At 66.5% G+C, this 22,132-nt stretch carries 19 protein-coding genes and 1 pseudogene; 13 read left to right on the forward strand and 7 right to left on the reverse strand.

Going from position 1 to position 22,132, the window contains the following annotated elements:
* The first annotated feature begins 6 nt into the window (after positions 1 to 6).
* Positions 7 to 1,347, forward strand: coding sequence for a phosphoglycerate kinase (locus tag SRAA_RS11685; RefSeq protein WP_045532889.1), 1,341 nt, complete (start codon positions 7 to 9; stop codon positions 1,345 to 1,347).
* A gap of 26 nt (positions 1,348 to 1,373) precedes the next feature.
* The gene (gene fba, locus SRAA_RS11690; protein ID WP_045532891.1) at positions 1,374 to 2,441 is read left to right on the forward strand and encodes a class II fructose-bisphosphate aldolase; all 1,068 of its coding nucleotides are present in this window, start codon (positions 1,374 to 1,376) and stop codon (positions 2,439 to 2,441) included.
* Between the two features lie 48 nt (positions 2,442 to 2,489).
* Here the strand turns inward: fba and SRAA_RS11695 are convergent, their stop codons facing one another.
* Together SRAA_RS11695 and SRAA_RS11700 are read right to left on the reverse strand one after the other, a co-directional pair.
* Entirely contained in the window at positions 2,490 to 2,819 is a 330-nt protein-coding gene (locus SRAA_RS11695; RefSeq protein ID WP_045532893.1) for a P-II family nitrogen regulator, read from the reverse strand.
* Between the two features lie 160 nt (positions 2,820 to 2,979).
* The gene (locus SRAA_RS11700) at positions 2,980 to 3,981 is read right to left on the reverse strand and encodes a sodium-dependent bicarbonate transport family permease (protein WP_045532895.1); all 1,002 of its coding nucleotides are present in this window, start codon (positions 3,979 to 3,981) and stop codon (positions 2,980 to 2,982) included.
* Positions 3,982 to 4,228: 247 nt separating this feature from the next.
* Between SRAA_RS11700 and SRAA_RS11705 the strand changes: the two genes are divergently transcribed.
* From SRAA_RS11705 to SRAA_RS11725, 5 genes and pseudogenes are all read left to right on the forward strand, one after another.
* A complete protein-coding gene (locus SRAA_RS11705; protein ID WP_045532897.1) occupies positions 4,229 to 4,798 on the forward strand; it encodes a thioredoxin family protein in 570 nt (189 codons plus the stop codon).
* Positions 4,799 to 4,834: 36 nt separating this feature from the next.
* Positions 4,835 to 5,686: a CoA transferase gene (locus SRAA_RS11710; protein ID WP_231849290.1), complete on the forward strand. Its 852-nt coding sequence runs from the start codon at positions 4,835 to 4,837 to the stop codon at positions 5,684 to 5,686.
* Positions 5,687 to 5,821: 135 nt separating this feature from the next.
* On the forward strand, positions 5,822 to 7,354 hold the full coding sequence (locus tag SRAA_RS11715) for a methyl-accepting chemotaxis protein (protein WP_082040058.1): 1,533 nt from the start codon (positions 5,822 to 5,824) through the stop codon (positions 7,352 to 7,354).
* 152 nt (positions 7,355 to 7,506) lie between these two features.
* Complete coding sequence (locus tag SRAA_RS11720; protein WP_045533848.1) at positions 7,507 to 9,834, forward strand: NADP-dependent malic enzyme; 2,328 nt, start codon at positions 7,507 to 7,509, stop codon at positions 9,832 to 9,834.
* Between the two features lie 259 nt (positions 9,835 to 10,093).
* Positions 10,094 to 10,489: pseudogene (locus SRAA_RS11725) on the forward strand (barstar family protein); the annotation flags it as partial.
* A gap of 119 nt (positions 10,490 to 10,608) precedes the next feature.
* Here SRAA_RS11725 and rsmA read toward each other — a convergent pair.
* Genes rsmA through SRAA_RS11740 form a run of 3 tightly spaced genes read right to left on the reverse strand, consistent with a single transcriptional unit; the run spans position 10,609 to position 15,339 of the window.
* Complete coding sequence (gene rsmA, locus SRAA_RS11730; RefSeq protein WP_231849291.1) at positions 10,609 to 11,496, reverse strand: 16S rRNA (adenine(1518)-N(6)/adenine(1519)-N(6))-dimethyltransferase RsmA; 888 nt, start codon at positions 11,494 to 11,496, stop codon at positions 10,609 to 10,611.
* An 8-nt stretch (positions 11,497 to 11,504) separates the two neighbouring features.
* On the reverse strand, positions 11,505 to 12,914 hold the full coding sequence (locus tag SRAA_RS11735; protein ID WP_045532903.1) for a peptidylprolyl isomerase: 1,410 nt from the start codon (positions 12,912 to 12,914) through the stop codon (positions 11,505 to 11,507).
* On the reverse strand, positions 12,907 to 15,339 hold the full coding sequence (locus tag SRAA_RS11740) for an LPS-assembly protein LptD (RefSeq protein WP_045533852.1): 2,433 nt from the start codon (positions 15,337 to 15,339) through the stop codon (positions 12,907 to 12,909). Before SRAA_RS11740 ends, SRAA_RS11735 begins: the two co-directional genes overlap by 8 nt.
* Positions 15,340 to 15,458: 119 nt before the next feature.
* Between SRAA_RS11740 and SRAA_RS11745 the strand changes: the two genes are divergently transcribed.
* Together SRAA_RS11745 and SRAA_RS11750 are read left to right on the forward strand one after the other, a co-directional pair.
* Positions 15,459 to 16,568, forward strand: a complete 1,110-nt coding sequence (locus tag SRAA_RS11745; RefSeq protein ID WP_045532904.1) for an aminoglycoside phosphotransferase family protein — start codon at positions 15,459 to 15,461, stop codon at positions 16,566 to 16,568.
* 20 nt (positions 16,569 to 16,588) lie between these two features.
* Entirely contained in the window at positions 16,589 to 17,335 is a 747-nt protein-coding gene (locus tag SRAA_RS11750; RefSeq protein WP_045532906.1) for a 16S rRNA (uracil(1498)-N(3))-methyltransferase, read from the forward strand.
* Positions 17,336 to 17,365: 30 nt separating this feature from the next.
* Here the strand turns inward: SRAA_RS11750 and SRAA_RS11755 are convergent, their stop codons facing one another.
* Positions 17,366 to 17,926: a YaeQ family protein gene (locus SRAA_RS11755; protein WP_045532908.1), complete on the reverse strand. Its 561-nt coding sequence runs from the start codon at positions 17,924 to 17,926 to the stop codon at positions 17,366 to 17,368.
* Positions 17,927 to 18,162: 236 nt separating this feature from the next.
* On the opposite strand from SRAA_RS11755, the gene SRAA_RS11760 reads away from it, so the two are divergent.
* The 4 genes from SRAA_RS11760 (at position 18,163) to SRAA_RS11775 (ending at position 21,471) form a co-directional block, all read left to right on the forward strand.
* Positions 18,163 to 19,299 (forward strand): Re/Si-specific NAD(P)(+) transhydrogenase subunit alpha, encoded by a 1,137-nt coding sequence (locus SRAA_RS11760; RefSeq protein ID WP_045532910.1) that lies wholly within the window; start codon positions 18,163 to 18,165, stop codon positions 19,297 to 19,299.
* A 62-nt stretch (positions 19,300 to 19,361) separates the two neighbouring features.
* Positions 19,362 to 19,688, forward strand: coding sequence for an NAD(P) transhydrogenase subunit alpha part 2 (locus tag SRAA_RS11765; protein WP_045532912.1), 327 nt, complete (start codon positions 19,362 to 19,364; stop codon positions 19,686 to 19,688).
* On the forward strand, positions 19,685 to 21,118 hold the full coding sequence (locus tag SRAA_RS11770; RefSeq protein WP_045532914.1) for an NAD(P)(+) transhydrogenase (Re/Si-specific) subunit beta: 1,434 nt from the start codon (positions 19,685 to 19,687) through the stop codon (positions 21,116 to 21,118). Before SRAA_RS11765 ends, SRAA_RS11770 begins: the two co-directional genes overlap by 4 nt.
* 5 nt (positions 21,119 to 21,123) lie before the next feature.
* Entirely contained in the window at positions 21,124 to 21,471 is a 348-nt protein-coding gene (locus SRAA_RS11775) for a YgiW/YdeI family stress tolerance OB fold protein (protein ID WP_045532916.1), read from the forward strand.
* A gap of 91 nt (positions 21,472 to 21,562) precedes the next feature.
* On the opposite strand, the gene SRAA_RS11780 is transcribed toward SRAA_RS11775, so the two are convergent.
* A complete protein-coding gene (locus tag SRAA_RS11780) occupies positions 21,563 to 21,898 on the reverse strand; it encodes a hypothetical protein (RefSeq protein WP_045532918.1) in 336 nt (111 codons plus the stop codon).
* Between the last annotated feature and the right edge of the window lie 234 nt (positions 21,899 to 22,132).

Here is a 22,132-nt window from a genome sequence, read left to right on the forward strand (position 1 = left end):
CGCGCGATGAACTTCCTGCGTTTTTCCGATCTCTGCGCCAGTGGCCAAGCCACGGGCAAGCGGGTGTTCATCCGCGCCGACCTCAATGTTCCCCTGGAGGCGAGCCCTCACGCTGCGCTGCCCCCCGAGGGGGCTGACTCCGGCTTGGGGCGGCCCGGCGCCGGAGTCGCAACCTTGCAAATCACCGAAGACACGCGCATCCGCGCCAGCCTGCCTGCCATCCGCATGGCGCTGGCCGCCGGGGCCGCCGTGATGGTGACTTCGCACCTCGGGCGCCCGACTGAAGGCCTGTGGCGCGCCGAAGACTCGCTGGCCCCGGTGGCGGCGCGCCTGAGCGAGCTGCTGGGCCGCCCGGTGCCCTTGATCGCCGACTGGGTCGATGGGGGTTTCGAGGTGCAACCCGGCCAACTGGTGCTGCTGGAAAACTGCCGCCTGAACAAGGGTGAAAAGAAAAACAGCCCCGAACTGGCGGCCAAACTCGGGCGGCTGTGTGACATTTTTGTACACGACGCCTTTGGCACCGCGCACCGCGCCGAGGGCACCACCTACGGCATCGCCGAAACGGCGCCGCTGGCCTGCGCCGGCCCCCTGCTGGCGGCCGAAATGGACGCCATCAGCAATGCGCTTGGCCTGCCCTTCGCCGGGCCGCCCCAAGAAGGGCAGCACCCCCTAGGGGGGCCTGGCGAAGCCAGGGTTGGGGGCACGTTACCGAAGCGCCCGCTGCTGGCGATCGTGGCCGGCTCCAAGGTGTCCACCAAGCTCACCATTTTGCAAAGCCTGGCCGACAAGGTCGATGGGCTGATCGTGGGTGGCGGCATCGCCAACACCTTCATGCTCGCCGCCGGGCTGCCGATTGGCAACAGCCTTGCCGAGCCGGATCTGCTCGAGCAGGCGCGCAGCGTCATGGCTGCGATGAAAGCGCGCGGGGCCGAGGTGCCGATCCCCACCGACGTAGTGGTGGCCAAGCGCTTTGCCGCCGACGCCGAGGCCAGCGTGAAAGCGGTGGCCGACGTGGCCGCCGACGACCTGATCCTGGACATTGGCCCCGAGACCGCCGCCCGCTTGGCGGCCCTGCTCGAAAGCGCAGGCACCATCGTCTGGAACGGCCCCGTGGGGGTGTTCGAGTTCGACGCTTTCGCTGGTGGCACCGAGGCCATCGCGCGCGCCATCGCGGCCAGCCCGGCCTTCAGCATCGCCGGTGGCGGCGACACGCTGGCGGCGATTGCCAAATACGGCATCGAACCGCAGGTGGGCTACATCTCGACCGGCGGCGGGGCCTTCCTCGAAGTGCTCGAAGGCCGCACCCTGCCCGCCTTCGAGGTGCTGGCGCGGCGCGCCGCAGCCTGATTCTTTTTACAGCAACGGAGACTTTCATGGCCCTCATTTCCCTGCGTCAACTGCTGGACCACGCCGCCGAACACGGCTACGGTCTGCCCGCATTCAACGTCAACAACCTGGAGCAGGTGCAAGCCATCATGCAGGCCGCCGCGGCGGTCAACAGCCCGGTGATTTTGCAAGGCTCGGCCGGGGCGCGCTCCTACGCCGGCGAGCCCTTTTTGCGCCATCTGATCGCTGCCGCCATCGAGATGTACCCGCACATCCCGGTCTGTATGCACCAAGATCATGGCGCCACGCCGGGGATTTGCTTTCGCTCCATCCAGTCGGGCTTTAGCTCGGTGATGATGGACGGCAGCCTGCGCGAAGACGGCAAAACCCCGGCCAGCTACGAGTACAACGTCGAGGTCACGCGCAAAGTGGTCGAGCTCGCGCACGCCTGCGGCGTCTCGGTCGAGGGCGAGCTGGGCTGCTTGGGCTCGCTCGAAACCGGCAAAGCCGGCGAGGAAGACGGCCACGGCGCCGAAGGCGAGCTCGACCACTCGATGCTGCTCACCGACCCCGACGAAGCCGCCGACTTCGTGCAAAAAACCCAAGTCGATGCGCTGGCCATCGCCATTGGCACCAGCCACGGTGCCTACAAGTTCAGCAGCAAGCCCACCGGCAAGGTGCTGCGCATCGACCGCGTGAAGGAAATCCACCAGCGCATCCCCAATGTGCACCTAGTCATGCACGGCTCCTCCAGCGTGCCCGAAGACTGGCTGGCGGTCATCAACCAGCACGGCGGCGACATGGGCCAGACCTACGGCGTGCCGGTGGAAGAAATCGTCGAAGGCATCAAAAACGGCGTGCGCAAGGTCAATATCGACACCGATTTGCGCATGGCCAGCACCGGCGCCATCCGCCGCCACTTGGCCGCCGATCGCAAAAACTTCGACCCGCGCAAATTCCTCAAAGAAGCCACCAAAGCCATGCAAGCGATCTGCGAAGACCGCTACCGCGCCTTTGGCTCGGCCGGCATGGCGTCCAAAATCGGCGCCATCTACTCGCTGGAAGCGATGCAAAAGCGCTACGACAAGGGCGAGCTCAAGCCGCTGATCGGCTAAGCCAAAACATCGGCTAAGCCAAAACCCCGCCTGCGCAGCGGGGTTTTTTTACACCTTGGCGGCGGCGGCGTCCGGGGTCTTGCGCGGCAAAATCTGGATGTCTTGCACGATTGCCTTGATGCGGTAGCCGCGCTCCATCAGGGCGTCGATGTCTTCCAGCACTCCCATCAGCCGCCGCTCCGACAAGATGATGTGGATCATCACATTGCTGTCGCTGGGCAGGGTGCCGGTGTTGAGCCCGGAAGTGCCGGCCCCGGTGACGGCAGCCACGGTGTAGCCGCCGATGCCGCGCGGGGCAAGGGTTTCGATCACCATGCGCTGCAAGGGCTTGGCGGTGATCAAGATGAGCATCTTTTTCTGTTCGAGTTCGCGTTTCATGGCAGTTCTCTAGGGTGGGCAATGGGGGCAGTGGACTTAAGAAAGGCTGCTTGGACACAAGGATCGGGCGTCTTGCATTTGAACTGCAATGGGCCTGGCGCGGGGCCGTGAGGCGGGCTTGGGCTCAAATAAAGATGCGCTCCGAGCCCATCACCGGGCCTCAAATCACCTTGTATAGCCACACCGCGTAGCTGTAGTACAGCGGCAGCCCGAGCAGCAGATTGAAAGGCAAGGTGATGCCCAGCGCCGAAGTCAGGTAAATGCCAGGGTTGGCCTGTGGCAGCGAAGCGCGGCAAGCCGCCGGGGCGTCGATGAAAGAGGCGCTGGCGCACAAGGCCCCAAACACAAAGGAGCCGCCCACACCGAGGCCGATGGCCTGCCCCAGCGATACCCCGACGATGCCATTAAAAACCGGCATCAGCGTGCCAAAGCCGAGCATGAACCAGCCCACGTCGCGAAAGGCGCGGATGTGGCGCGCCGCCGTCATGCCCATCTCAAGCAGGAACAGCATCAACATGCCGCGGAACAGGTCGTCGTAAAAGGGCGAAATCTGCTGCCACTGGGCGTCGGTGGTGAGAAAGCCGATCATCATGCCGCCACCCAGCAACACGATGCCGCGCCCGCGCAGGGTGTCGAGCAGCAGCTCGCCGATGCGAATCTGGTTCGGGTTGGCCTGGTTGCTGGCGGCCAGTTCGCGCGCCATCGCCACCCGCGCAATCAAGAGCGAGAAGATGACGGCAAACTCCATCAGCGCCACCATCGCCACCATGTAGCCACCGGCCGGGGTGCCCATGGCGGTGGCCAGTGTGAGCGATGAGAAAAAGGTGGCGGTCGAGACCGAGCCATAGTGCGCCGCCAGCGCGGCCGCGTTGCTGATGTCAAAGCGCCCCAGCAGCCGCGTCACCGAATAGACCAACAGCGGAATGGCCACGACCATGAACAGCGTCAGGCCCAGCAGCGGCAGCAGCCCGCCCAAGTCGGCCTGCGCCAGTTCGCGCCCGCCCTCGAGGCCAATGGAGAACAGCAGGTAGATCGCCAGCAGGCTGATCACCGCCGCCGGCAGTTCGAGTTCGCTGCGCAAAAAACCCGCAATCGCCCCCAAAATGAAGGCGAGGATAATGGGTTGGATCAGGTTGGCGATCAGCAGGTCGAAGCCGGGCATGGTGTCTCTCTCGCTTGTTGCTAAGGGTCAGTGGCGGATTAGACCGATGATGATCATTCAGGTAAAGTCACAAATAATTTACAGTCAACTAAGGTTATTATTAACTTGGCTCCGGTTTTGAGTCGGCGCCTCTCTGGCGCCTTGGGTTTCTGCGTGTCTGCGCTGGCCCATGCCCCGGCTCACACCTTGCTGCACTGACCTCGGGCGGGCTTAGAATGGCTAGGAGCAACTTAGGAAGCCCCACACCATGGCCCGCACCCCCTCGACCATGCGCACGCTCGGCAGCGCTGCCCCCGACTTCACCTTGCCCGAGCCGCTCAGCGGGCGCCAGGTGGGTTTGGCCGATTTCAGCGGTCAACCGTTGCTGGTGCTGTTTACTTGCAACCACTGCCCGTTCGTGCTGCACATCCTCGACGAACTGGTGCGGGTGCTGAACCACGCCCAAGCCCAAGGTTTGGCGGTGGTGGCGATCAACGCCAACGACGTGGTGCGCTACCCCGACGACGCGCCCGACCAAATGGCGCAACTGGCGCAGCAGCGAGGCTTTGCCTTTCCCTATCTGTTCGATGAAAGCCAGGCGGTGGCGCAGGCCTACCAAGCAGCTTGCACGCCCGATTTCTTCCTCTATGACGCAGCGCACCGTCTGGTCTATCGCGGCCAGTTCGACGACGCCCGCCCCGGCAATGGGGTGCCGGTCACAGGCGCAGACCTACGCCCCGCCATCGAGGCCGTGCTGGCCGGACGCGCCCCGGCGGCCGAGCAACGCCCCAGCCTGGGTTGCAACATCAAGTGGAAGCCGGGCCACGAGCCGCTTTGACGCCCCGCCGTGCCTGGCCGTCCAAAATTTAAACCGTTGCGGGGCTCGCGCCTGCTCAGTCTGGCGCTGAATCTGCCCGGGCCAGCGGCCGTGCAGCGCCTGCACGCCATGGGCGCGCGCTGCATCCAGGTGCTGCCACCCAGCGGCGACCCGATGGCGCAGTACAGCCCGCAGGCGCAGCAGCAGCTTGGCCTAGGCATCTGGCAGACCACACTGGATTTGAAAAGCGCGACCGGGCAGCGGCGCCTGCACGCCTTGCTGGGGCGCGTCGACGTGTTGCTGACATCCTTTAGGCCCGCCGCCCTGCGTCGGCTCGGGCTCGATGCCGAGTCCTTGCGCACACGCTACCCGACCTTGTGCAGCGTGGCCATCGTGGGGGCGCCGGGTCCGCGGGCCGACGAACCCGGCCACGATTTGAGCTATCAGGCCGAGGCCGGCTTGGTGCCCGGTTTGCAGATGCCGGTGAGCCTGCTGGCCGACATGGCCGGGGCCCTGTTGGCCAGCGAGGCGGTGCTGCAGGTGCTGGCACAGCGCCAGCGCAGCGGAAGCGGCGCGCACCGCGAGGTGGCGCTGACCGAGGCCGCGCACTGGTTGGCCTTGCCGCGCCAGTGGGGCTTGACCTCTGAGGGTGCCTTGCTGGGAGGCGGCCACGCCGGTTACCGGATCTACCCCTGCCTCGATGGGCGGGTGGCGCTGGCGGCGCTGGAGCTGCACTTTGCCGCCGCGCTGGCGCAGTTGGTGGGGCTGGGTGCGCAGCCCATGCCCGACTGGGGCAGCACAGAGGCGCACCAAGCCGTGGCGGCTTTCATGGCGGCACGCAGCTGCGAGCAATTGGAGCAACTGGCCGCGGCGCACGATCTGCCCTTGCACACCTTGCCCGCGGGCTGATGCGCCTGCCTGCGCCGATGGCTTGCCACCCATCGCATCAATGCGGCTTTGCTTGCGGTTGGGTTTGGTACCATAAGGGGTAAGCGCATTCTTGATCTGTCCTGCATTCCGCATCCACACAAGCCCTCAGCCGCCATGAATAATCCTTCGCAGCAAGTGTCCGGTTTGCCGGCCCAGCACCGTTTAGGCGACGCCATTTTGCTGGTGGCGCTGGGCCTGTACGTGCTGGGTGCGGTGGTGTTGGGCTGGTGGTTCAACCGGCCCGAGTTGTCAACCACCACCACCGTGCTGCTGGCCGTGGGGCTGGCGCTGCCCGGTGTGCTGGGTTTCGTGGCCTTGCGCGGCCATTTGGCGGCGCGCCTGCTCATCACCTTTTCGCTGGTGGCGCTGGTGGCCTTGCACATCCACACCGCCATGGGCATGCTCGAATTTCACTTTGGTGTGTTCGTCACGCTGGCCTTGCTGTTGGTCTACCTTGATTGGCGCCCGATCGTCTTTGCGGCGGCCCTGTTTGCCGTGCACCATATGGGGTTCGACCGCTTGCAGGCCATGGGGGTGGGGGTCTATTGTTTAAGCGAGCCCAACTTTGGCATCATCTTGCTGCACGCGCTGTACGTGGTGGTGCAAACGGCGTTGCAGGTTTTTCTGGTGCTGCGCTTGGCCGCTAGCGTGCGCGACAACGCCGAGGTGGCGGTGCTGGCCAGTGGCATCCGCCAAGGCGAGCAGATTTCGCTCGATACCCGTCAGGCGCAGGTGCGGGCACCGCTGGCGCTGCAGTTGCGCGACAACCTCGATCGGATGGCGCAGGCGGTGGCGACAGTGCGCAACGCCGTCGACAGTGTGCTGTCGGCCAGTCAAGAAATTGCCGGTGGCAACCGCGATCTGAGCCAGCGCACCGAGCAAGCCGCCAGCAGTTTGCAGCAGACGGCGGCCAGCCTAGAGCAGCTCACGGCGGGGGTGCAGCACTCTGCCGATGCGGCGGCCCAAGCGCGCGAAATGGTGGCGCAAGCCGCCAGCCAGGCGCAGCGCGGGGGGCAGGAGGTGGGGCAGTTGAGCGGCTCGATGGCTCAAATCCACCAAAGCAGCGAGCGCATCCGCGAGATCATCGGGGTGATCGACGGCATTGCGTTCCAAACCAATATCTTGGCCCTCAATGCCTCGGTCGAGGCGGCGCGTGCTGGCGAACAGGGGCGCGGCTTTGCAGTGGTGGCCGCCGAAGTGCGCACGCTGGCGCAACGCAGTGCCCAAGCGGCGCGCGAAATCAAAGACCTCATCAACGTCAGCGTGGAGCGGGTGCACACGGGCAACGAGCTGGCCGGACGCGCGGCCCTCACCATGCAGTCCTTGGTGGACAGCGTGCAGCGCGTCAACGGCATCATGGCCGAAATCGCTGCGGCGGCGCAGGAGCAAAGCGCGGGCATTGGGCAAGTCAACGTCGCCGTTTCGCACCTGGACGCGGTGACGCAGCAAAACGCGGCCTTGGTCGAGCAAAGCACCGCAGCCACCGAGAGCCTGAGCCAGCAAGCCCAGCGACTGGAGCAGGCGGTGTCGGTGTTTTTGCTCGGCGAAGCGGCCAAAGCGGTTGCGGGGCGATCCGAGCCGCCTAGGCAGCGGCCAGCGGCCTTGCGCGACCACTCACCCAAGGCCCTGACCTTGCGCCAGCGATGACCACGCAGGGTCGCCGCGCAAGCGGGTCCTGCTGCGGGGCTGGAAAAGCCGGGCGGTGACTGGGGCGGTCTGTGCGCCCTACAATGCCAGTCAGCCGCAGCGCCAGCGGCGCCACCGTGTCATTGCCCCTGCACCAGCCGGAGACCGCAACCATGCTCAGCCCACCCGAAGACCAGCGCGCCGAATTGCGCCGCGCGGCCCTTAAGTATCACGAATTCCCGACCCCTGGCAAGGTGGCCATTCGCGCCACCAAGCAGCTCACGAACCAGCACGACCTGGCGCTGGCCTACTCGCCCGGGGTGGCGGCGCCGTGCGAGGAGATCGTGGCCGATCCGGTGAATGCCTACAAATACACCAGCCGCGGCAACCTGGTGGCCGTCATCACCAACGGCACCGCGGTGCTGGGCTTGGGCGATATCGGGCCGCTGGCAGCCAAGCCGGTGATGGAAGGCAAGGGCGTGCTGTTCAAAAAGTTCGCCGATATCGACGTCTTCGACCTCGAAATCAACGAGAAAGACCCGGAGCGCTTGGTCGAAATCATCGCCGCGCTCGAGCCCACCTTTGGCGGCATCAACCTCGAAGACATCAAGGCCCCGGACTGTTTTTATATCGAGCGGCGCTTGCGCGAGCGCATGCAAATCCCGGTCTTCCACGACGACCAGCACGGCACCGCGATCGTGGTCGGGGCGGCGCTGCTCAATGGCCTCAAGGTGGTGGGCAAGCGCATCGACGAGATCAAGCTCGTCACTTCCGGTGCCGGGGCGGCGGCGCTGGCCTGCTTGGGGCTGTTGCTCAAGCTCGGGCTGCCGCGTCAAAACATCTGGGTCACCGACCTCGCCGGCGTCGTCTACGAGGGCCGGGCTGAGCTGATGGACCCCGACAAAGCCCAATTTGCCCAGCCCACTGCGCAGCGCAAGCTGGCCGAAGTGATAGCGGGTGCCGACGTGTTTTTGGGCCTCTCAGCCGGTGGCGTGCTCAAACCCGAGATGGTGCGTGCCATGGCGGCGCGGCCGCTGATTTTTGCGCTGGCCAACCCCACACCCGAAATCCAGCCCCATGAGGTGCTGGCGGTGCGCCCCGACGCCATCATGGCCACCGGGCGCAGCGACTACCCGAACCAGGTCAACAACGTCCTGTGCTTTCCCTACATCTTTCGCGGTGCGCTCGACGCCGGCGCGCGCACCATCAGCGACGAGATGGAGATCGCCGCCGTGCACGCCATCGCCGAACTGGCGCAGGCCGAGCAAAACGAGGTGGTGGCGGCGGCCTACGTGGGCGAGCAGTTGTCCTTTGGGCCGCAGTACCTGATCCCCAAGCCCTTCGATCCGCGCCTGATGATCAAGATCGCGCCGGCGGTGGCCGAGGCGGCGGCGCGCTCCGGCGTGGCGCTGCGCCCGATCGCCGACCTCGAGGCCTACCGCGAAAAGTTGCAGAGCTTCGTCTTTGCCTCCGGCACCATCATGAAGCCGGTTTATGCGATTGCCAAACAGGCGCAGCACAAGCGCATCGCCTTTGCCGAGGGCGAAGAAGAGCGCGTGTTGCGCGCCTGCCAGATCGTGGTCGATGAGGGCTTGGCGCGCCCCACGCTGATCGGGCGCCCGGCGGTGATCGACCAGCGCATCCAGCGCTTTGGCCTGCGCCTGCAAGCCGGCCGCGATCTCGACGTGGTCAACATCGAGCGCGACGAGCGCTACCGCGAGCTGTGGCAGGACTACCACCGTTTGCAAGAGCGCCGTGGCGTGACCGAGCAGATCGCCAAAATCGAGATGCGCCGCCGCCTGACCCTGATCGGCGCCATGCTGCTGCGCCGGGGCGACGTCGACGGCCTGATCTGCGGCACCTGGGGCACGCCGCAAATCCACCTGCACTACATCGACCAGGTGATCGGCAAGCGCCCACACGCCAGTTGCTACGCCGCCATGAACGCGCTCATGCTGCCCGGGCGCCAGGTGTTCATGGTCGACACCCACATCAACTACGACCCCAGCGCCGAGCAACTGGCCGAAATCACCCAGATGGCGGCGCGCAAGATGTTGCGCTTTGGCATCACGCCCAAGGTGGCGCTGCTGTCGCATTCCAACTTTGGTTCCTCCGACCAGCCCTCGGCGCTCAAGATGCGCCGCGTGCTGGAGCTGTTGCGCGAGCACGCGCCCTGGCTGGAGGTGGAGGGCGAGATGCACGGCGACGTGGCGCTCGATGCCGCCGCACGCGCGCGCCTGATGCCGCGCAACGCGCTCGAGGGCGAAGCCAATCTGTTGGTGCTGCCCAATGTGGACGCGGCCAATATTTCTTACAACCTGCTCAAGACCGCTGCCGGTGGCGGCATCGCTGTCGGGCCGATGCTGCTCGGGGTGGCCAAGCCGGTGCACGTGCTCACCGCCAGCGCCACCGTGCGCCGCATCGTCAACATGACGGCGCTGTGTGTGGCCGAGGCCAATGTGGGGCCGCGCGCGGTCGCGGCGGGTGACGCAGGCGGTTGATACCCGCTGCCGCAAGAGGATTTTGCTTGCAATTTCGGTGTGCTTGAGGCAAAATCAGAAGATCGTTTCGAGGCAAAGGCGGCGTGTTGCGTCCGTGGCTCGCCCCCTACGCCTCGATTTGGGTCTTGTGTTTTTTCCACGCAGCCAACCGCTTGTTACCACGCTCGACGAAATAGCCGGACGGGCTTTTTAGTGGCTGTGCCGCATAGCGTTTGGTTTGTCTTGATTTCTTTTTTCTATTTTCTGGACCAGCGCCGAGATGGATAACCCCCTTCGTCACGTGCGAACCAACATCGTGCAATCGATCCGTGCCCACACGGTCAAAGATTTGCAGGCAGCGGCCGAGCAACTCGGGCACCGCTTCCTGTACGCCGATCTCGCCGCCGCCCTAACCAAGCAAGACGTGATCGACCTCGTGGCTCAGCACCCCAACCTGCCGGTGCAAGCAACCAAAAACTTCGACGCCTTGCACGACAAGCTCACCGATGCGCTGCACAAGTCGGGCCCGCAAACCGGCTTCATCGTGGTGCTCGAACACATCCCGACTGGGCCGAAGTTCGACAAAGAAGCGCGCGAGCAGTTGCTCGACATTTTCCGCGACGTGGCCGACTACTGGAGCGAGCGCAAGGTGCCTTTTCGCTGCTTCTACTCCTTCTCGGTGGCGCGCGCACCCAAGGCGGCCGATTTGCAGCTGGGCCAAGAGCCGCAGCTCACCGACAAGCTGGTCGATGTCAGCCCGCAGGCGCTGCGCATGAGCAGCCCCTTCAACGCCGGTTACTGGCTCTCGGCGGCCTGAGTCGGCGGCTGAGTGGCTGGCGCGGTGCCTGCTAGCGCCTGCGCCAGCGCCACGTACTCGGCCACCGGCACTTCTTCGGCCCGGCGCTGCAGGTCGAAGCGCCCGCCGTAGCCCTGCTCGGTCAGCCAGTGCCCTAGGCTGTGGCGCAGCAGCTTGCGCCGCTGCGAAAACGCCACCCGCACCGTGTCTTCTAGCGTCGGCCAATGCAGCGCGGCGGGTTGTGCGTGCGGCACCATGCGCACCACCGCGCTGTCGACGCGCGGCGGTGGTGTGAAGCTTTGCGGCGGCACGAGCAGCACGTTTTCCATGGCGTAGCGCCACTGCAGCACCACGCTCAGGCGGCCATATGCGGCGCTGCAGGGGGCGGCCACCATGCGCTCGATGACTTCTTTTTGCAGCATGAAGTGCTGGTCTTGCACCACGTGGGCCCAAGGCAGCAGGTGAAACAAGATCGGGCTTGAGAGGTTGTAAGGCAGGTTGCCCACGATGCGCAGGCGCGCTGATCCGGTACCGTCGGCACCCATGGGGTCGGCTGCCGGGTCTGCGCCGGGGAGCAGCGAGGCGAAATCCACCCGCAGCACATCGGACTCGATCACCCGCAACTGCGGATGGGCACGCAGGCGTTGCGCCAGGTCGCGGTCCAGTTCGATCACCGTCAGGTGGCCCAAGCGCTCGACCAGCGGTTGCGTCAGGGCCGCCAGGCCAGGTCCGATTTCAACCACGAATTGGCCCGGGCGCGGCGCAATGGCGCTCACCAAGGCCTCGACAATGGTTTGGTCAGACAGAAAATGCTGACCGAAGCGCTTGCGCGCCCGGTGGCCTTCGTGCAGCGTCGGGGCGCTGTGCGGGGGGCGGCGCGCCGACACTTTGGCCTTCAGCGCTCGCTCAGCCGCAGCTCGACGTAAGCACGCCCGCGCAGCTCACGCGCCCATTCCTCGTAGGCCTGGTCGGTGCGTTGCTCGCGCAGGTGCGCGCGCACCCAGTTGCGCCGCTCCAGCGCGCTGGTTTCCACCTCGCGCCGCTGCACCACCTCGATCAGGTGCAGGCCAAAGCGCGAGCGCAGCGGTGGCGCCACCTCTCCGGGCGCGAGCCGGTTCATGGTTTGCTCAAACTCGGAAACGAACTGGCCCGGGCTGGCCCAGCCCAAGTCACCGCCCTCGGGGGCGGAGCCGTCTTGGCTGTGCTCACGCGCCAAATCCTCGAAGCGCGCCGTGCCGGCCAGCAGGCGGGTGCGCCACTCGCTCATGCGCTGCAGCGCGGCGGCCTCTTCGGTGGCGTTGGCTGGGCGCAGCAGGATGTGGCGCGCCCGCGTCTGCGTCTGGTGCGTGGGGGGCAGATTGAGGTTGCGCTGCTCCAGCACCTGCAGCACGTGAAAACCGGCCCCGCTGCGCAGCGGTCCCACCAGCGCCCCGCGCGGCTGGCCCCGCACCGCCTCAACGAACAGCGTCGGGTAGCGGTCGGCGCTGCGCAAGCCCATTTGGCCGCCGGCGGCGCGCTCCGGGCCGTCGGAGTGCTGGCGCGCCAAGGCCGCGAAGTCCTCGCCAGCGCGGGCGCGGCGCACCAAGTCAGCCGCCCGGGCCTGGCGCTCGGCCACCGTGGCGGCGTCGGCATCCTCGGGCAGCGCGATCAGAATGTGGGCCAGGTGCAGCGCCGTCTGGGCCAGCGCCGCTGCGCCACTGTGCTGGCGCAAGTGGGCGTCGATTTCCAATTCGCTGATGCGCACCCGCGCCGCCACTTCGCGCTCGCGCACGCGCAGCAGCAACAGCTCGTTTTCCAGATTGGCGCGAAAGCCGCTCAGGCTCAGGCCGTCGGCTTGCAGGCGCTGGTGCAGTTGCGCCACCGTGACGCCGTTTTGCCGCGCCACCGTGGCCTCGGCCTCAGCCAGCGCGGCGGCGTCGATGACGATGCCGGAGGCGCGCGCCCACTGGATTTGGGTGCGCTCGACGATCAGCAGCTCCAGCAGCTGGCGCTCCAGTTCGGCCGCAGGCGGCAGGTTGGCCCCTGGGGTGGCCTGCACCCGTTCGATGCGGGTGCGCAGCTCGCGCTCGGTGATCGGCTCCGAGTTGACCAAGGCCACGATGCGGTTGATGTCGCGCACCGGCACGGCGCTGGGCGGCGCTGCCGGGCGGGCCACTGCGGGCGCGGTCTGCGGGGTGGTGGTGGTAGCTGGGGCCGGTCTTTGCAGTTGCGCGTGGGCGGGCACCCACAGGCAGCCGGCCAAGGCCCAGAGCAGCAGGGGCAAGGGCGCAGGGCGGGCCCGGTGGCGTGAGGGGAACTTATTCATGGCGCTGGAAGCGGCTCGGTGGGTTGATTTCTTCACGCAGGAACTGGTAGCGCGGGATGTTGTCGCGCAGCACCTGCAAGGGGTTGGAGCCGATGCGCGAAAAGCCAGCGAACTCGAGCTGGAACAGGATGCGCTGGTTGGCTTCGGTGCGGCTTTGTTGCAGCCGCTCGACCACGATGCGGCCGATCCAGCAGCCGGCATCGTACTCGAAACCGGCGATCAGGTCGACGATGCGGCGCTCGCTGAAGCTGTAGTTGATCCGGCCCACGCTGAACCAGTGCCCAGGCCCGAGGCCACGCCCCGGCCCCAGAGCCGGGATGGCTGGCCCGCGCAGCAAATCGCTCAGCGGCCACTGCCAGCCAAAGTCGATCTGCTCGCTGGTGTCGCGCTGCAAGCGGTAGGCCACGTTGAAGACCCGGAAATCGCCCGGGCTGTAGCGGGCGGCCAGCGTGGTGCGCTCGGTCTGCCCGAGCTCGGGGTTGTACTGCAAGGTGCCGTTGAAGGCCCACTGCGGGCTCCAGTTGATGGAGCCGCTCAACAGCACATCGCTGAGTTGCTCGCGTATGGGCTGCTGCCCGGGCAGCACCACCTCTTGGTCGCGCAGCCGCAGCCGCTGCGCCACGCTCAGGTTGGCCCACTCGGCGCCCGTGGCCGGGTCGAGCAACCGCGTGGTGGCGCCCAGCGTGAGCGCGCTCAGGTCGGCGATGCGGTCGTGGCCGCCAAAGGGGTTGGCCGAAAAGATCGAACTCAAGTTAAAGTCAAAGGCCGAGCTGTCATAGACCGGCAGATAGCCTTGGCGGCGGTACGGGGTGTGCGCCACAAACAGGCGCGGCTCCAGCGTTTGCAGCACCGCACGGCCAAAATAGGTTGACTCGCGCTCCAGCACCAAGCCCGAATCCAGGCTCAGGGTGGGCACCAGCACACTCGGATTGCGGTCACGCGCCCCGACTGGGCCCACGGCCTGCTCGAGTTGGTACTGGCGCGCGTGCAACTGCAAGCCCGGGCGCAAGAAGGCGCTGGGGGTCTGCCAGGTTTTGTCCACGTTGAGCACACCCAGCCAGCGCGTGCCATTGACGTCGGTGCGCTGGTTGAAGGCGCCGATCAGCGGTTGCCGGTCGGTGCGAAACTGCGTCACGTCGGCCAACAGCGACACGCTCCAGCCCTCGCTTGCAGCCCAGCCAAAGGGGCCGCTGCGGTAGCTGGCCGAAAGCGAGGGCAGGCGGTCGTACGGGGCCACGATGGGGGCGTCGAGGTCTTGCAGGGTTTGCCAGGTGTAGGCGCCGGCGCTGAAGGCCCAGTTGCCGCGGCGCGCGCTGACTTCGATGTCGTTGCGCAGCAGGCGCGAGGTGAGCGAGGTGCTGGTGCGCGGGAAGTCGCGCCAGTAGTTGTCGTCGCTGACGCGGTTGAGGTCCAGCCTCAAGCTGGGCCCGCTCAGGCCAGCCAAGTCGGGCAGCAGGTGCTGGTGTTGCAGCGACAGGCCCCAGCGGTCGGCGTCGCGCAAGCGGTCGTCGGGCATGAAGGCGGCGCGCACCTGGCCGGCGTAACGCGGCTCGAGGTAGCGAAACTCGCCCGCCAGGTCGATCCCGCGCTCGCTCATCAGGGTCGGGAACAAGGTGGCGTCGCGGTTCGGGGCCAGGTTGAAGTAGTAGGGCAGGGTGAGCTCGACCCCGCTGACGTTGTCGAGGTTGAAGGTCGGCGCCAGCAAGCCCGATTTGCGCTGGTCCGATAGCGGAAAGCTGATCCACGGAGCGGCCAAGATAGGCAGACCCTGAAAATTGAGCACGGCGCCGGTGGCGGTGCCGGTGTCGGTTTCTTGGTCGAACACGATCCGGTTTGCGCTTAAGTACCAGTCGGGCTCCCAGTTGGCGTCGCGTGGGCGCGGGCAGGTGCTGTAGCGCACCCGATGCGCCACGGTGCGGCCCGGCCCTTCGAAATCGATCCGGCTCGCCTCGCCGTAGCCGCCGTGGCGCAACAAAGAAAACCGGGGCGAATCGAAAGACCCTTGGCGGGTGTCGAGTTGCAAGCTCAGCGCTGGGCCCTCGAAGATGTCACCCATGCGGTTGATGCGCACGTTGCCACGGGCATGGGCGGTTTCACTGGCGGGGTCGTAGCGCAGGGTGTCGGCGCGCAGCACGAGGTCGTGGCGGCGCAGTTCGGCCTGGCCCTCGAGCTGCACCGCCTGCCCGGCTTGCCCCGTCATGCGCTCGGCCGACAGCAGCAGCGCCGATTCGGCCAAGGCCGACGCAGGCAGCGTCTCTTGCAAGCGCTCGCTCGATTGCAGCACCAGCGCGTCTGGGTGGGCTGGCTGCGCCCAAGCCGGTGCCGCCATGCAAGCCAGCAGGCAAGCCTGCGCCCAAGCGCGCAGACGCACACCCACCGGGTGCAGCCCATCCAAGGCGGGCTGGTTGCTAACGGTTCGGCCCATGGGGCGCAGCATAGTGGGCATGTGGAGCAGGTTCGGGGCCACGCGGCCGAATCAGGCAGTCGCTAGGGCTGCGTAGAATCAGCGGCGATTATCACCCACCCAGAGTGCCTCAAGCGACCATGACTCCTGCCCCCCAGTCCGTTGGCGAACCCATTTCTTGGAGCGACCCGGCGCGTGCCGCCGCCTTTGGCCTCTGGCTGGCCGAGCAGGCCAGCGCACACGGCCTCGTGCCCGCCAGCCTGCGCCTGGCTTCGGCCGACGCCAGCTTCAGGCGCTATCTGCGCCTCGATCGCCACGGCGGCGGCAGTTGTATCGTGATGGACGCCCCACCGGCGCAGGAAGACTGCCGCCCCTTCGTGCAAGTGGCGGCGCTGTTGCGCGAGGCTGGGGTGCGCGTGCCCGAGGTGCTGGCCTGGCAGCCCGAGCTCGGCTTCATGCTGCTGAGCGACCTGGGCCAGCAGACCCTGCTCGACGCGCTCGATGCGCAGCAGCCCGAAGCCGCGCTGCCCTACTTCAAAGACGCCCTCGCCGCCCTGCTGTCCTGGCAACAAGCCAGCCGGTCCGGCCTGCTGCCCGCTTACGACGCCACGCTGCTGCGGCGCGAGCTGCAACTGTTCCCCGACTGGTACCTGGGGCGGCACAAGGGGTTCACGCTCTCGGCGGCGCAGACGCAGACGCTGGCGCAGAGCTTTGATCTGATCGTGCAGCGCAACCTGGCGGCCCCGCAGGGCTTCGTGCACCGCGACTACATGCCGCGCAACCTGATGCTGCCGCACGCCGGCTTCGACCCCCGCGACCCGCAGCGCCGCCTGGGCGTGCTCGATTTCCAAGACGCCGTCTATGGCCCGCTCAGCTACGACATCGCCAGCCTGATGCGCGACGCCTTCCTGAGCTGGGACGAAGACGTGGTGCTGGACGTGACGGTGCGCTACTGGGAGCAGGCGCGCCGCACCGGCTTGCTCGATTTCGAAGACTGGGGCCGCGACTTTGGCAGCTTTTACCGCGCAGTGGACTGGATGGCGCTGCAGCGGCACCTGAAAGTGGCGGGCATTTTTGCGCGCCTGACCTTGCGCGACGGCAAGCCCAAATACCTCGCCGATGCGCCGCGCTTTATCCACTACATCCGCAGCACCGCCTTGCGCTACCGCGAACTCACGCCGCTGCTGCGCCTGATCGACGAAGTCGAAGGCTGGCAAGGGGCCAGCGGCTTCGCCTACGGCCGCGTCTGATCTGCACCTTTGCCCCCACCATGCCGCGCATTCACCACCCCGAGCCGCTGCACGTCGGCCAGACGCTGGATCTGGGCGCGGCGGCGGTGCGCCATGTGCAGGTGTTGCGCCTGCAGCCGGGCGACACGCTGACCCTTTTCGGCGGCTTCGAGCACGGCGGCGAGTGCCTAGCCGAGGTGCTGCAAATGGGGCGCAACCGGGTCCAGGTGCAGGTGCAGACGCTGCGTGCGGGTGGGCGCGAGCCGCAGCGGTCGGTGCATCTGGCAGTGGGCATGCCGGCCAACGAACGCATGGACTGGCTGGTCGAGAAGGCCACCGAACTCGGCGTGGCCAGCATCCAGCCGCTGCACACCGAGCGCAGCGTACTGCGCCTGCAAGCCGAGCGCGCCAGCAAAAAAGTGGCGCACTGGCAGGCGGTGGCGGTGAGCGCTTGCGAGCAGTGCGGCGGCAACCGGGTGCCGCTGGTGCACCCGGTGCAATCCCTGCTGGGGTGGTTGCAGGCCTTGGGTGCCGCGCCGGGGCTGGATGAGCCTTGGCGCGCCGTGCTGTCGCTGGCCCCGGGCAGCCAGCCTTGGCCGGCTGCGCTGGCGCAGGTGCAGCCGGGCACGCGGCCGCTGTGTCTGGTGCTGGGGCCCGAAGGGGGGCTGGCGGCGGCAGAGGAGCGAGCGCTGCGGGACAACGGTTTTGCCCCGGTCAGCTTGGGGCCACGGGTGCTGCGCAGCGAGACGGCGGCGCTGGCGGCGCTGGCTTTGGCGCTGGCGGGCTAGCGGGCTAGCCCTCCGGCGCAAGCGCCGCCCTCACTGCCAGCGCTGCGGCTCCAGTGCCACCGTGGCGTTGGGGCTCGAGAGTGTGAGCAGGCCGTCGAGCACGGTGGCTTGCAGCGTCATGCTGCGCTCGGCCAAGGCCGTCAGCGCCTGCATCTCGGCACTGGGCAGGCGCCAGACCTGCAACCTGTCCAGCCGCGCCAGCGCCCCTTGCGCGCCCTGCCACCAGACTTCGGCCGCTGGCCCGTAGGCATAGACGCGCACCGCGTCGGCCTGGCTGCAAGCCTTGGACAGCGGTTTGGGCTCGGGTTGACCCACTTCCACCCACAGCCGCTTGCGGCCGGTGAAGTCGCTCAGGTGCACGTCCGGGTCCTGCGGGTCCGACAAGCCCGCCCCAAAGCTGAGCGTGGCGTCGCCGCCACACCAGTCCTTGATCAGGTGCGCATTGAGCACCAGCGCCGCCAGCCGCGCCATCAGGCGCGCATCGGTCTCGCTCGGGTGCCGCGCCAGCGTCAGGGCGTGGTCGGCGTAGTAGCCGTGGTCGATGTCGGCGATTTGCAGGCTGGCTTTGAAGATGGTGGACTTGATGGCCATGGAACTGGGTTTATACCCATTGGTGTATATTAGAGGCTCAAAGGTTGGCGGCGGCAGCGCTCGATTCGGGTGGGTTGCACCCCCTGGAGGGCCTTGCGATGCTTCTTGGGCTCGCATTATCGACGCCACCGCCCCGTCCAGCCCCTTTTCAGTCTGCTGCGGTTCCGGCAAGGCAGCAAAATGGCGGTAAGCTACGGGCAAGAGCAAATTTTTACATCCAACCGCAGGAGTCACAGATGTTGATAGGTGTACCCGCCGAAAGCGCGGCAGGCGAAACCCGGGTCGCTGCCACGCCCGAGACGGTCAAAAAACTGGTGGCGCAGGGCCACACACTGCGGGTGCAAGCCGGTGCCGGCTTGGCCGCCAGCGCCACCGACGCCGCCTACCAAGCGGCCGGGGCCGAAGTGGTCGATGCCGCCGCGGCCTTGGCCTGCGCGCTGGTGCTCAAAGTGCGCAGCCCCTCGGCCGCCGAACTGGCGCTGATGCAGCCTGGCAGCACCCTGGTCGGGATGCTCAACCCCTTCGACGCCGCCGGTCTGCAAGCGCTGGCGCAGGCCGGCTTAACCGCCTTTGCGCTGGAGGCGGCACCGCGCACCACGCGCGCTCAGAGCCTCGATGTGCTGTCCTCGCAGGCCAACCTCGCCGGCTACAAGGCGGTGCTGCTGGCCGCCAACCAGTACCAGCGCCTGTTCCCCATGCTCATGACCGCAGCCGGCACCGTGAAAGCGGCGCGGGTGGTCATACTGGGCGTCGGCGTGGCCGGTTTGCAGGCCATTGCCACCGCCAAGCGCCTGGGCGCGGTGATCGAAGCCTCCGACGTGCGCCCGAGCGTGAAGGAGCAGGTCGAGTCGCTGGGGGCCAAGTTCATCGAGGTGCCTTACGAAACCGCCGAAGAAAAAGAAGCCGCCGAAGGCGTGGGCGGTTATGCACGGCCGATGCCGCCCTCGTGGCTGGCGCGCCAGCAGGTCGAGGTCGCCAAGCGCGTGGCGCAGGCCGATGTGGTGATCTCCACCGCCCTGATTCCGGGCCGCCCGGCGCCGCAGCTCATCAGCGCGGCCATGGTGCAGAGCATGAAGCCGGGTTCGGTGATCGTCGATCTGGCCGCTGGCAAGGGCGAAGGCGGCGTGGGCGGCAACTGCCCGCTCACCGAAGCCGGGCGAACGGTGCAAAAGCACGGCGTTTTCATCATAGGTGAAACCAATCTGCCTGCGCTGGTGGCGGCCGACAGTTCTGCGCTGTACGCGCGCAACGTGCTCGACTTCCTCAAGCTGGTGCTGCCCAAAGACGCCACCACCGTGCAGGTGCCGCTGGACGACGACATCGTTGCCGCCTGCCTGATGACCCAAGGCGGCGAAGTGCGGCGCAAGGCCTGAACCCACTCCCTTTGCTGCGCCGCCGTTGGCCCCACCTCCCACAGAATCCAAGGAACCCCATCATGGAAGCCGTCTCACCGCTGGTCTTTAACCTCATCATCTTTGTGCTGGCGATTTACGTCGGCTACCACGTGATCTGGAACGTCACACCGGCGCTGCACACGCCGCTGATCGCCCTCACCAACGCGATTTCGGCCATCATCATCGTCGGGGCCATGCTGGCCGCAGCGCTGACCGAAACCACCCTCGGCAAGACCATGGGTGTGCTGGCGGTGGCGCTGGCGGCGGTGAATGTGTTTGGCGGCTTCATGGTCACGCGCCGCATGCTCGAGATGTTCAAGAAGAAAGAACGCAAAGCCGGCGCGGTTGCGCAAGGGGACGCCAAATGAGCATGGATCTGGTCGTACTGTTGTACTTGGTGGCCTCGGTCTGTTTGATCCAGGCCCTCAAAGGCTTGAGCCACCCCACCTCGGCCTTGCGCGGCAGCGTGTTTGGCATGACCGGGATGGGCATTGCCATCCTCACCACCCTGGCCTTGATTTTTACCATGGCGCAGCAACTGGGCGTCAGTGCCACCCAGGGCGCGGGCTGGATTTTGCTGGGTATGTTGGTTGGGGGCAGTTTCGGTGTCTATTTGGCCAAGCGCGTCGAGATGACCAAAATGCCCGAGCTGGTGGCCTTCATGCACAGCATGGTCGGCTTGGCGGCGGTGTTCATTGCCATCGCGGCGGTGGCCGAGCCCTGGGCCTTTGGCATCGCCGAGCGCGGCGGCGACATTCCCTTTGCCAACAAGCTGGAGCTGTTCTTGGGTTCGGCCATCGGGGCCATCACCTTCAGCGGCTCCGTGATCGCCTACGGCAAGCTCAGCGGCAAGTACAAGTTCCGCCTGTTCCAAGGCGCGCCAGTCACGTTTGCCGGGCAGCACAAGATCAACCTGGTGCTGGGGATCGCGATTGTGGCGCTGGGCCTGTACTTTGCCTTCACCGGCAACTGGACCGCCTTCATCGTGCTCACCGCGCTGGCCTTCGTGATCGGGGTGTTGATCATCATCCCCATTGGCGGTGCCGACATGCCGGTGGTGGTCTCGATGCTCAACAGCTACTCGGGTTGGGCCGCAGCCGGCATCGGCTTTGGGCTCAACAACAGCATGTTGATCATCGCCGGTTCGCTGGTGGGCTCCTCGGGCGCGATCCTGAGCTACATCATGTGCAAGGCCATGAACCGTAGCTTCTTTAGCGTGATTTTGGGCGGTTTTGGTGGCGAAGAGGGCGTGGTGGCCGCCAGTGCGGCGCAGCGTCCGGTCAAGAGCGGCAGCGCCGACGACGCCGCCTTCATTCTGGGCAACGCCGAAACCGTGATCATCGTCCCCGGCTACGGGCTGGCGGTGGCGCGGGCGCAGCACGCCGTCAAAGAGCTGGCGCACAAGCTGGCCGACAAGGGCATCAAGGTCAAGTACGCCATCCACCCGGTGGCCGGGCGCATGCCGGGCCACATGAACGTGCTGCTGGCCGAGGCCGAAGTGCCCTACGACCAGGTGTTCGAGATGGAGGAGATCAACGGCGAGTTCGGCCAGGCCGACGTGGCCATCATCCTCGGTGCCAACGACGTGGTCAACCCGGCGGCGCTGCAAAAGGGCAGTGCGATCTACGGCATGCCCATTTTGGAAGCCTACAAGGCCAAGACCATCATCGTCAACAAGCGCAGCATGGCCGCCGGTTACGCCGGGCTGGACAACGAGCTGTTCTACATGGACAAAACCCTGATGGTCTTTGGCGACGCCAAGAAGGTGGTCGAAGAGATGGTCAAGGCCGTGGAGTAAGTCAAATGAATAAACGCAAGCTCCTGCTCGCCGCGCTCTTGGGTGCCTTCGTGGCCCACGCCAGCGCCCAGTTCACCGGCCCCAGCGTGGCGGGCAGCGCCAGCACGGTGCAGCAGGCGCAGCAGGCGCGCCTAGGCAGCTACCTCACGCTCACGGGCCACATCGTGGCGCACCAGCGCGAGCACTACTACCTGTTTCGTGACGCCAGCGGCGAGCTGCGGGTCGAAATCGAGCCCGCCGTGTGGCAGGGCCGCCGCATCGGCCCCGAAACCCAGGTGCGCCTGCACGGCGAGGTTGACCAAGGCCTGCGTGGGCGCTATCTATGGGTGAAAACCCTGCAACCGGTCAATTGAGCTTGCCCCAAAAGGGCAGGCTCGATGGCGGGTGCAGCATGAGCCTTCTGCGCAGCACGGGCGCAGCGCTTGGGCCTTGTGGGCCGTTGCTTCAGTCTAGGTGTTCCGGGCGCGCCACGATGTCGCGCTTGGACACATCGACCTTCCAGTAGGTGTAGCTGTCGCCGTCTTCATCGACCAGCTTGATGTCGAAAATCGGGCTGCGGTAGCCCGTCAGGGTGACGCGGTGGGTGGCCCCCTTGGCCAGCACCTTGTTGCCCAGCACGTCTTCTTCCCAGCTCGAAGAATTGGCCGGGCTGACGTAGATGTGGGTGATCACAAAGCCGGTGCGGTTCGTGATGTCCACGTAGTAGCTTTGCGCCAGCGCGGGGCCGGCCAGCCAAAGGGCAGCGAGTGCCAACAAGAACAGTTTGAGGTGGGCTTTCATAGTGGGGACTCCTAAAGGGGCGGCTTAGAAAAAAGGAGCCGCCCGCCGCGCACTTTACGCCAGCGGTTCCCGGGCGTCAAGCAGAATGATCAGTTTAGGGGCTGTGTCTGGGTATGGCGGCGGTTTCCGGGGGGTGCAGAGCCTCCCTGGTCCCGCGCCGATCACAGCGCGGCTTTCGGCTGCCGCAGTGCGGCAGCAATCCCCTAGAATTTGACACCTTCAAACGGGAGCCCC

It is taken from the genome of Serpentinimonas raichei (assembly GCF_000828895.1).
GTDB classification, from domain to species: Bacteria; Pseudomonadota; Gammaproteobacteria; order Burkholderiales; family Burkholderiaceae_C; genus Serpentinimonas; species Serpentinimonas raichei.

What these genes read in the sequence shown, in the direction of transcription:
- SRAA_RS11685 (WP_045532889.1), top strand. Translation starts at nt 7, where the DNA reads ATGAACTTCCTGCGTTTTTCCGATCTCTGCGCCAGTGGCCAAGCCACG.
- fba (WP_045532891.1), top strand. Translation starts at nt 1,374, where the DNA reads ATGGCCCTCATTTCCCTGCGTCAACTGCTGGACCACGCCGCCGAACAC.
- SRAA_RS11695 (WP_045532893.1), bottom strand. Translation starts at nt 2,819, where the DNA reads ATGAAACGCGAACTCGAACAGAAAAAGATGCTCATCTTGATCACCGCC.
- SRAA_RS11700 (WP_045532895.1), bottom strand. Translation starts at nt 3,981, where the DNA reads ATGCCCGGCTTCGACCTGCTGATCGCCAACCTGATCCAACCCATTATC.
- SRAA_RS11705 (WP_045532897.1), top strand. Translation starts at nt 4,229, where the DNA reads ATGGCCCGCACCCCCTCGACCATGCGCACGCTCGGCAGCGCTGCCCCC.
- SRAA_RS11715 (WP_082040058.1), top strand. Translation starts at nt 5,822, where the DNA reads ATGAATAATCCTTCGCAGCAAGTGTCCGGTTTGCCGGCCCAGCACCGT.
- SRAA_RS11720 (WP_045533848.1), top strand. Translation starts at nt 7,507, where the DNA reads ATGCTCAGCCCACCCGAAGACCAGCGCGCCGAATTGCGCCGCGCGGCC.
- SRAA_RS11735 (WP_045532903.1), bottom strand. Translation starts at nt 12,914, where the DNA reads ATGAATAAGTTCCCCTCACGCCACCGGGCCCGCCCTGCGCCCTTGCCC.
- SRAA_RS11740 (WP_045533852.1), bottom strand. Translation starts at nt 15,339, where the DNA reads ATGGGCCGAACCGTTAGCAACCAGCCCGCCTTGGATGGGCTGCACCCG.
- SRAA_RS11745 (WP_045532904.1), top strand. Translation starts at nt 15,459, where the DNA reads ATGACTCCTGCCCCCCAGTCCGTTGGCGAACCCATTTCTTGGAGCGAC.
- SRAA_RS11750 (WP_045532906.1), top strand. Translation starts at nt 16,589, where the DNA reads ATGCCGCGCATTCACCACCCCGAGCCGCTGCACGTCGGCCAGACGCTG.
- SRAA_RS11755 (WP_045532908.1), bottom strand. Translation starts at nt 17,926, where the DNA reads ATGGCCATCAAGTCCACCATCTTCAAAGCCAGCCTGCAAATCGCCGAC.
- SRAA_RS11760 (WP_045532910.1), top strand. Translation starts at nt 18,163, where the DNA reads ATGTTGATAGGTGTACCCGCCGAAAGCGCGGCAGGCGAAACCCGGGTC.
- SRAA_RS11765 (WP_045532912.1), top strand. Translation starts at nt 19,362, where the DNA reads ATGGAAGCCGTCTCACCGCTGGTCTTTAACCTCATCATCTTTGTGCTG.
- SRAA_RS11770 (WP_045532914.1), top strand. Translation starts at nt 19,685, where the DNA reads ATGAGCATGGATCTGGTCGTACTGTTGTACTTGGTGGCCTCGGTCTGT.
- SRAA_RS11775 (WP_045532916.1), top strand. Translation starts at nt 21,124, where the DNA reads ATGAATAAACGCAAGCTCCTGCTCGCCGCGCTCTTGGGTGCCTTCGTG.
- SRAA_RS11780 (WP_045532918.1), bottom strand. Translation starts at nt 21,898, where the DNA reads ATGAAAGCCCACCTCAAACTGTTCTTGTTGGCACTCGCTGCCCTTTGG.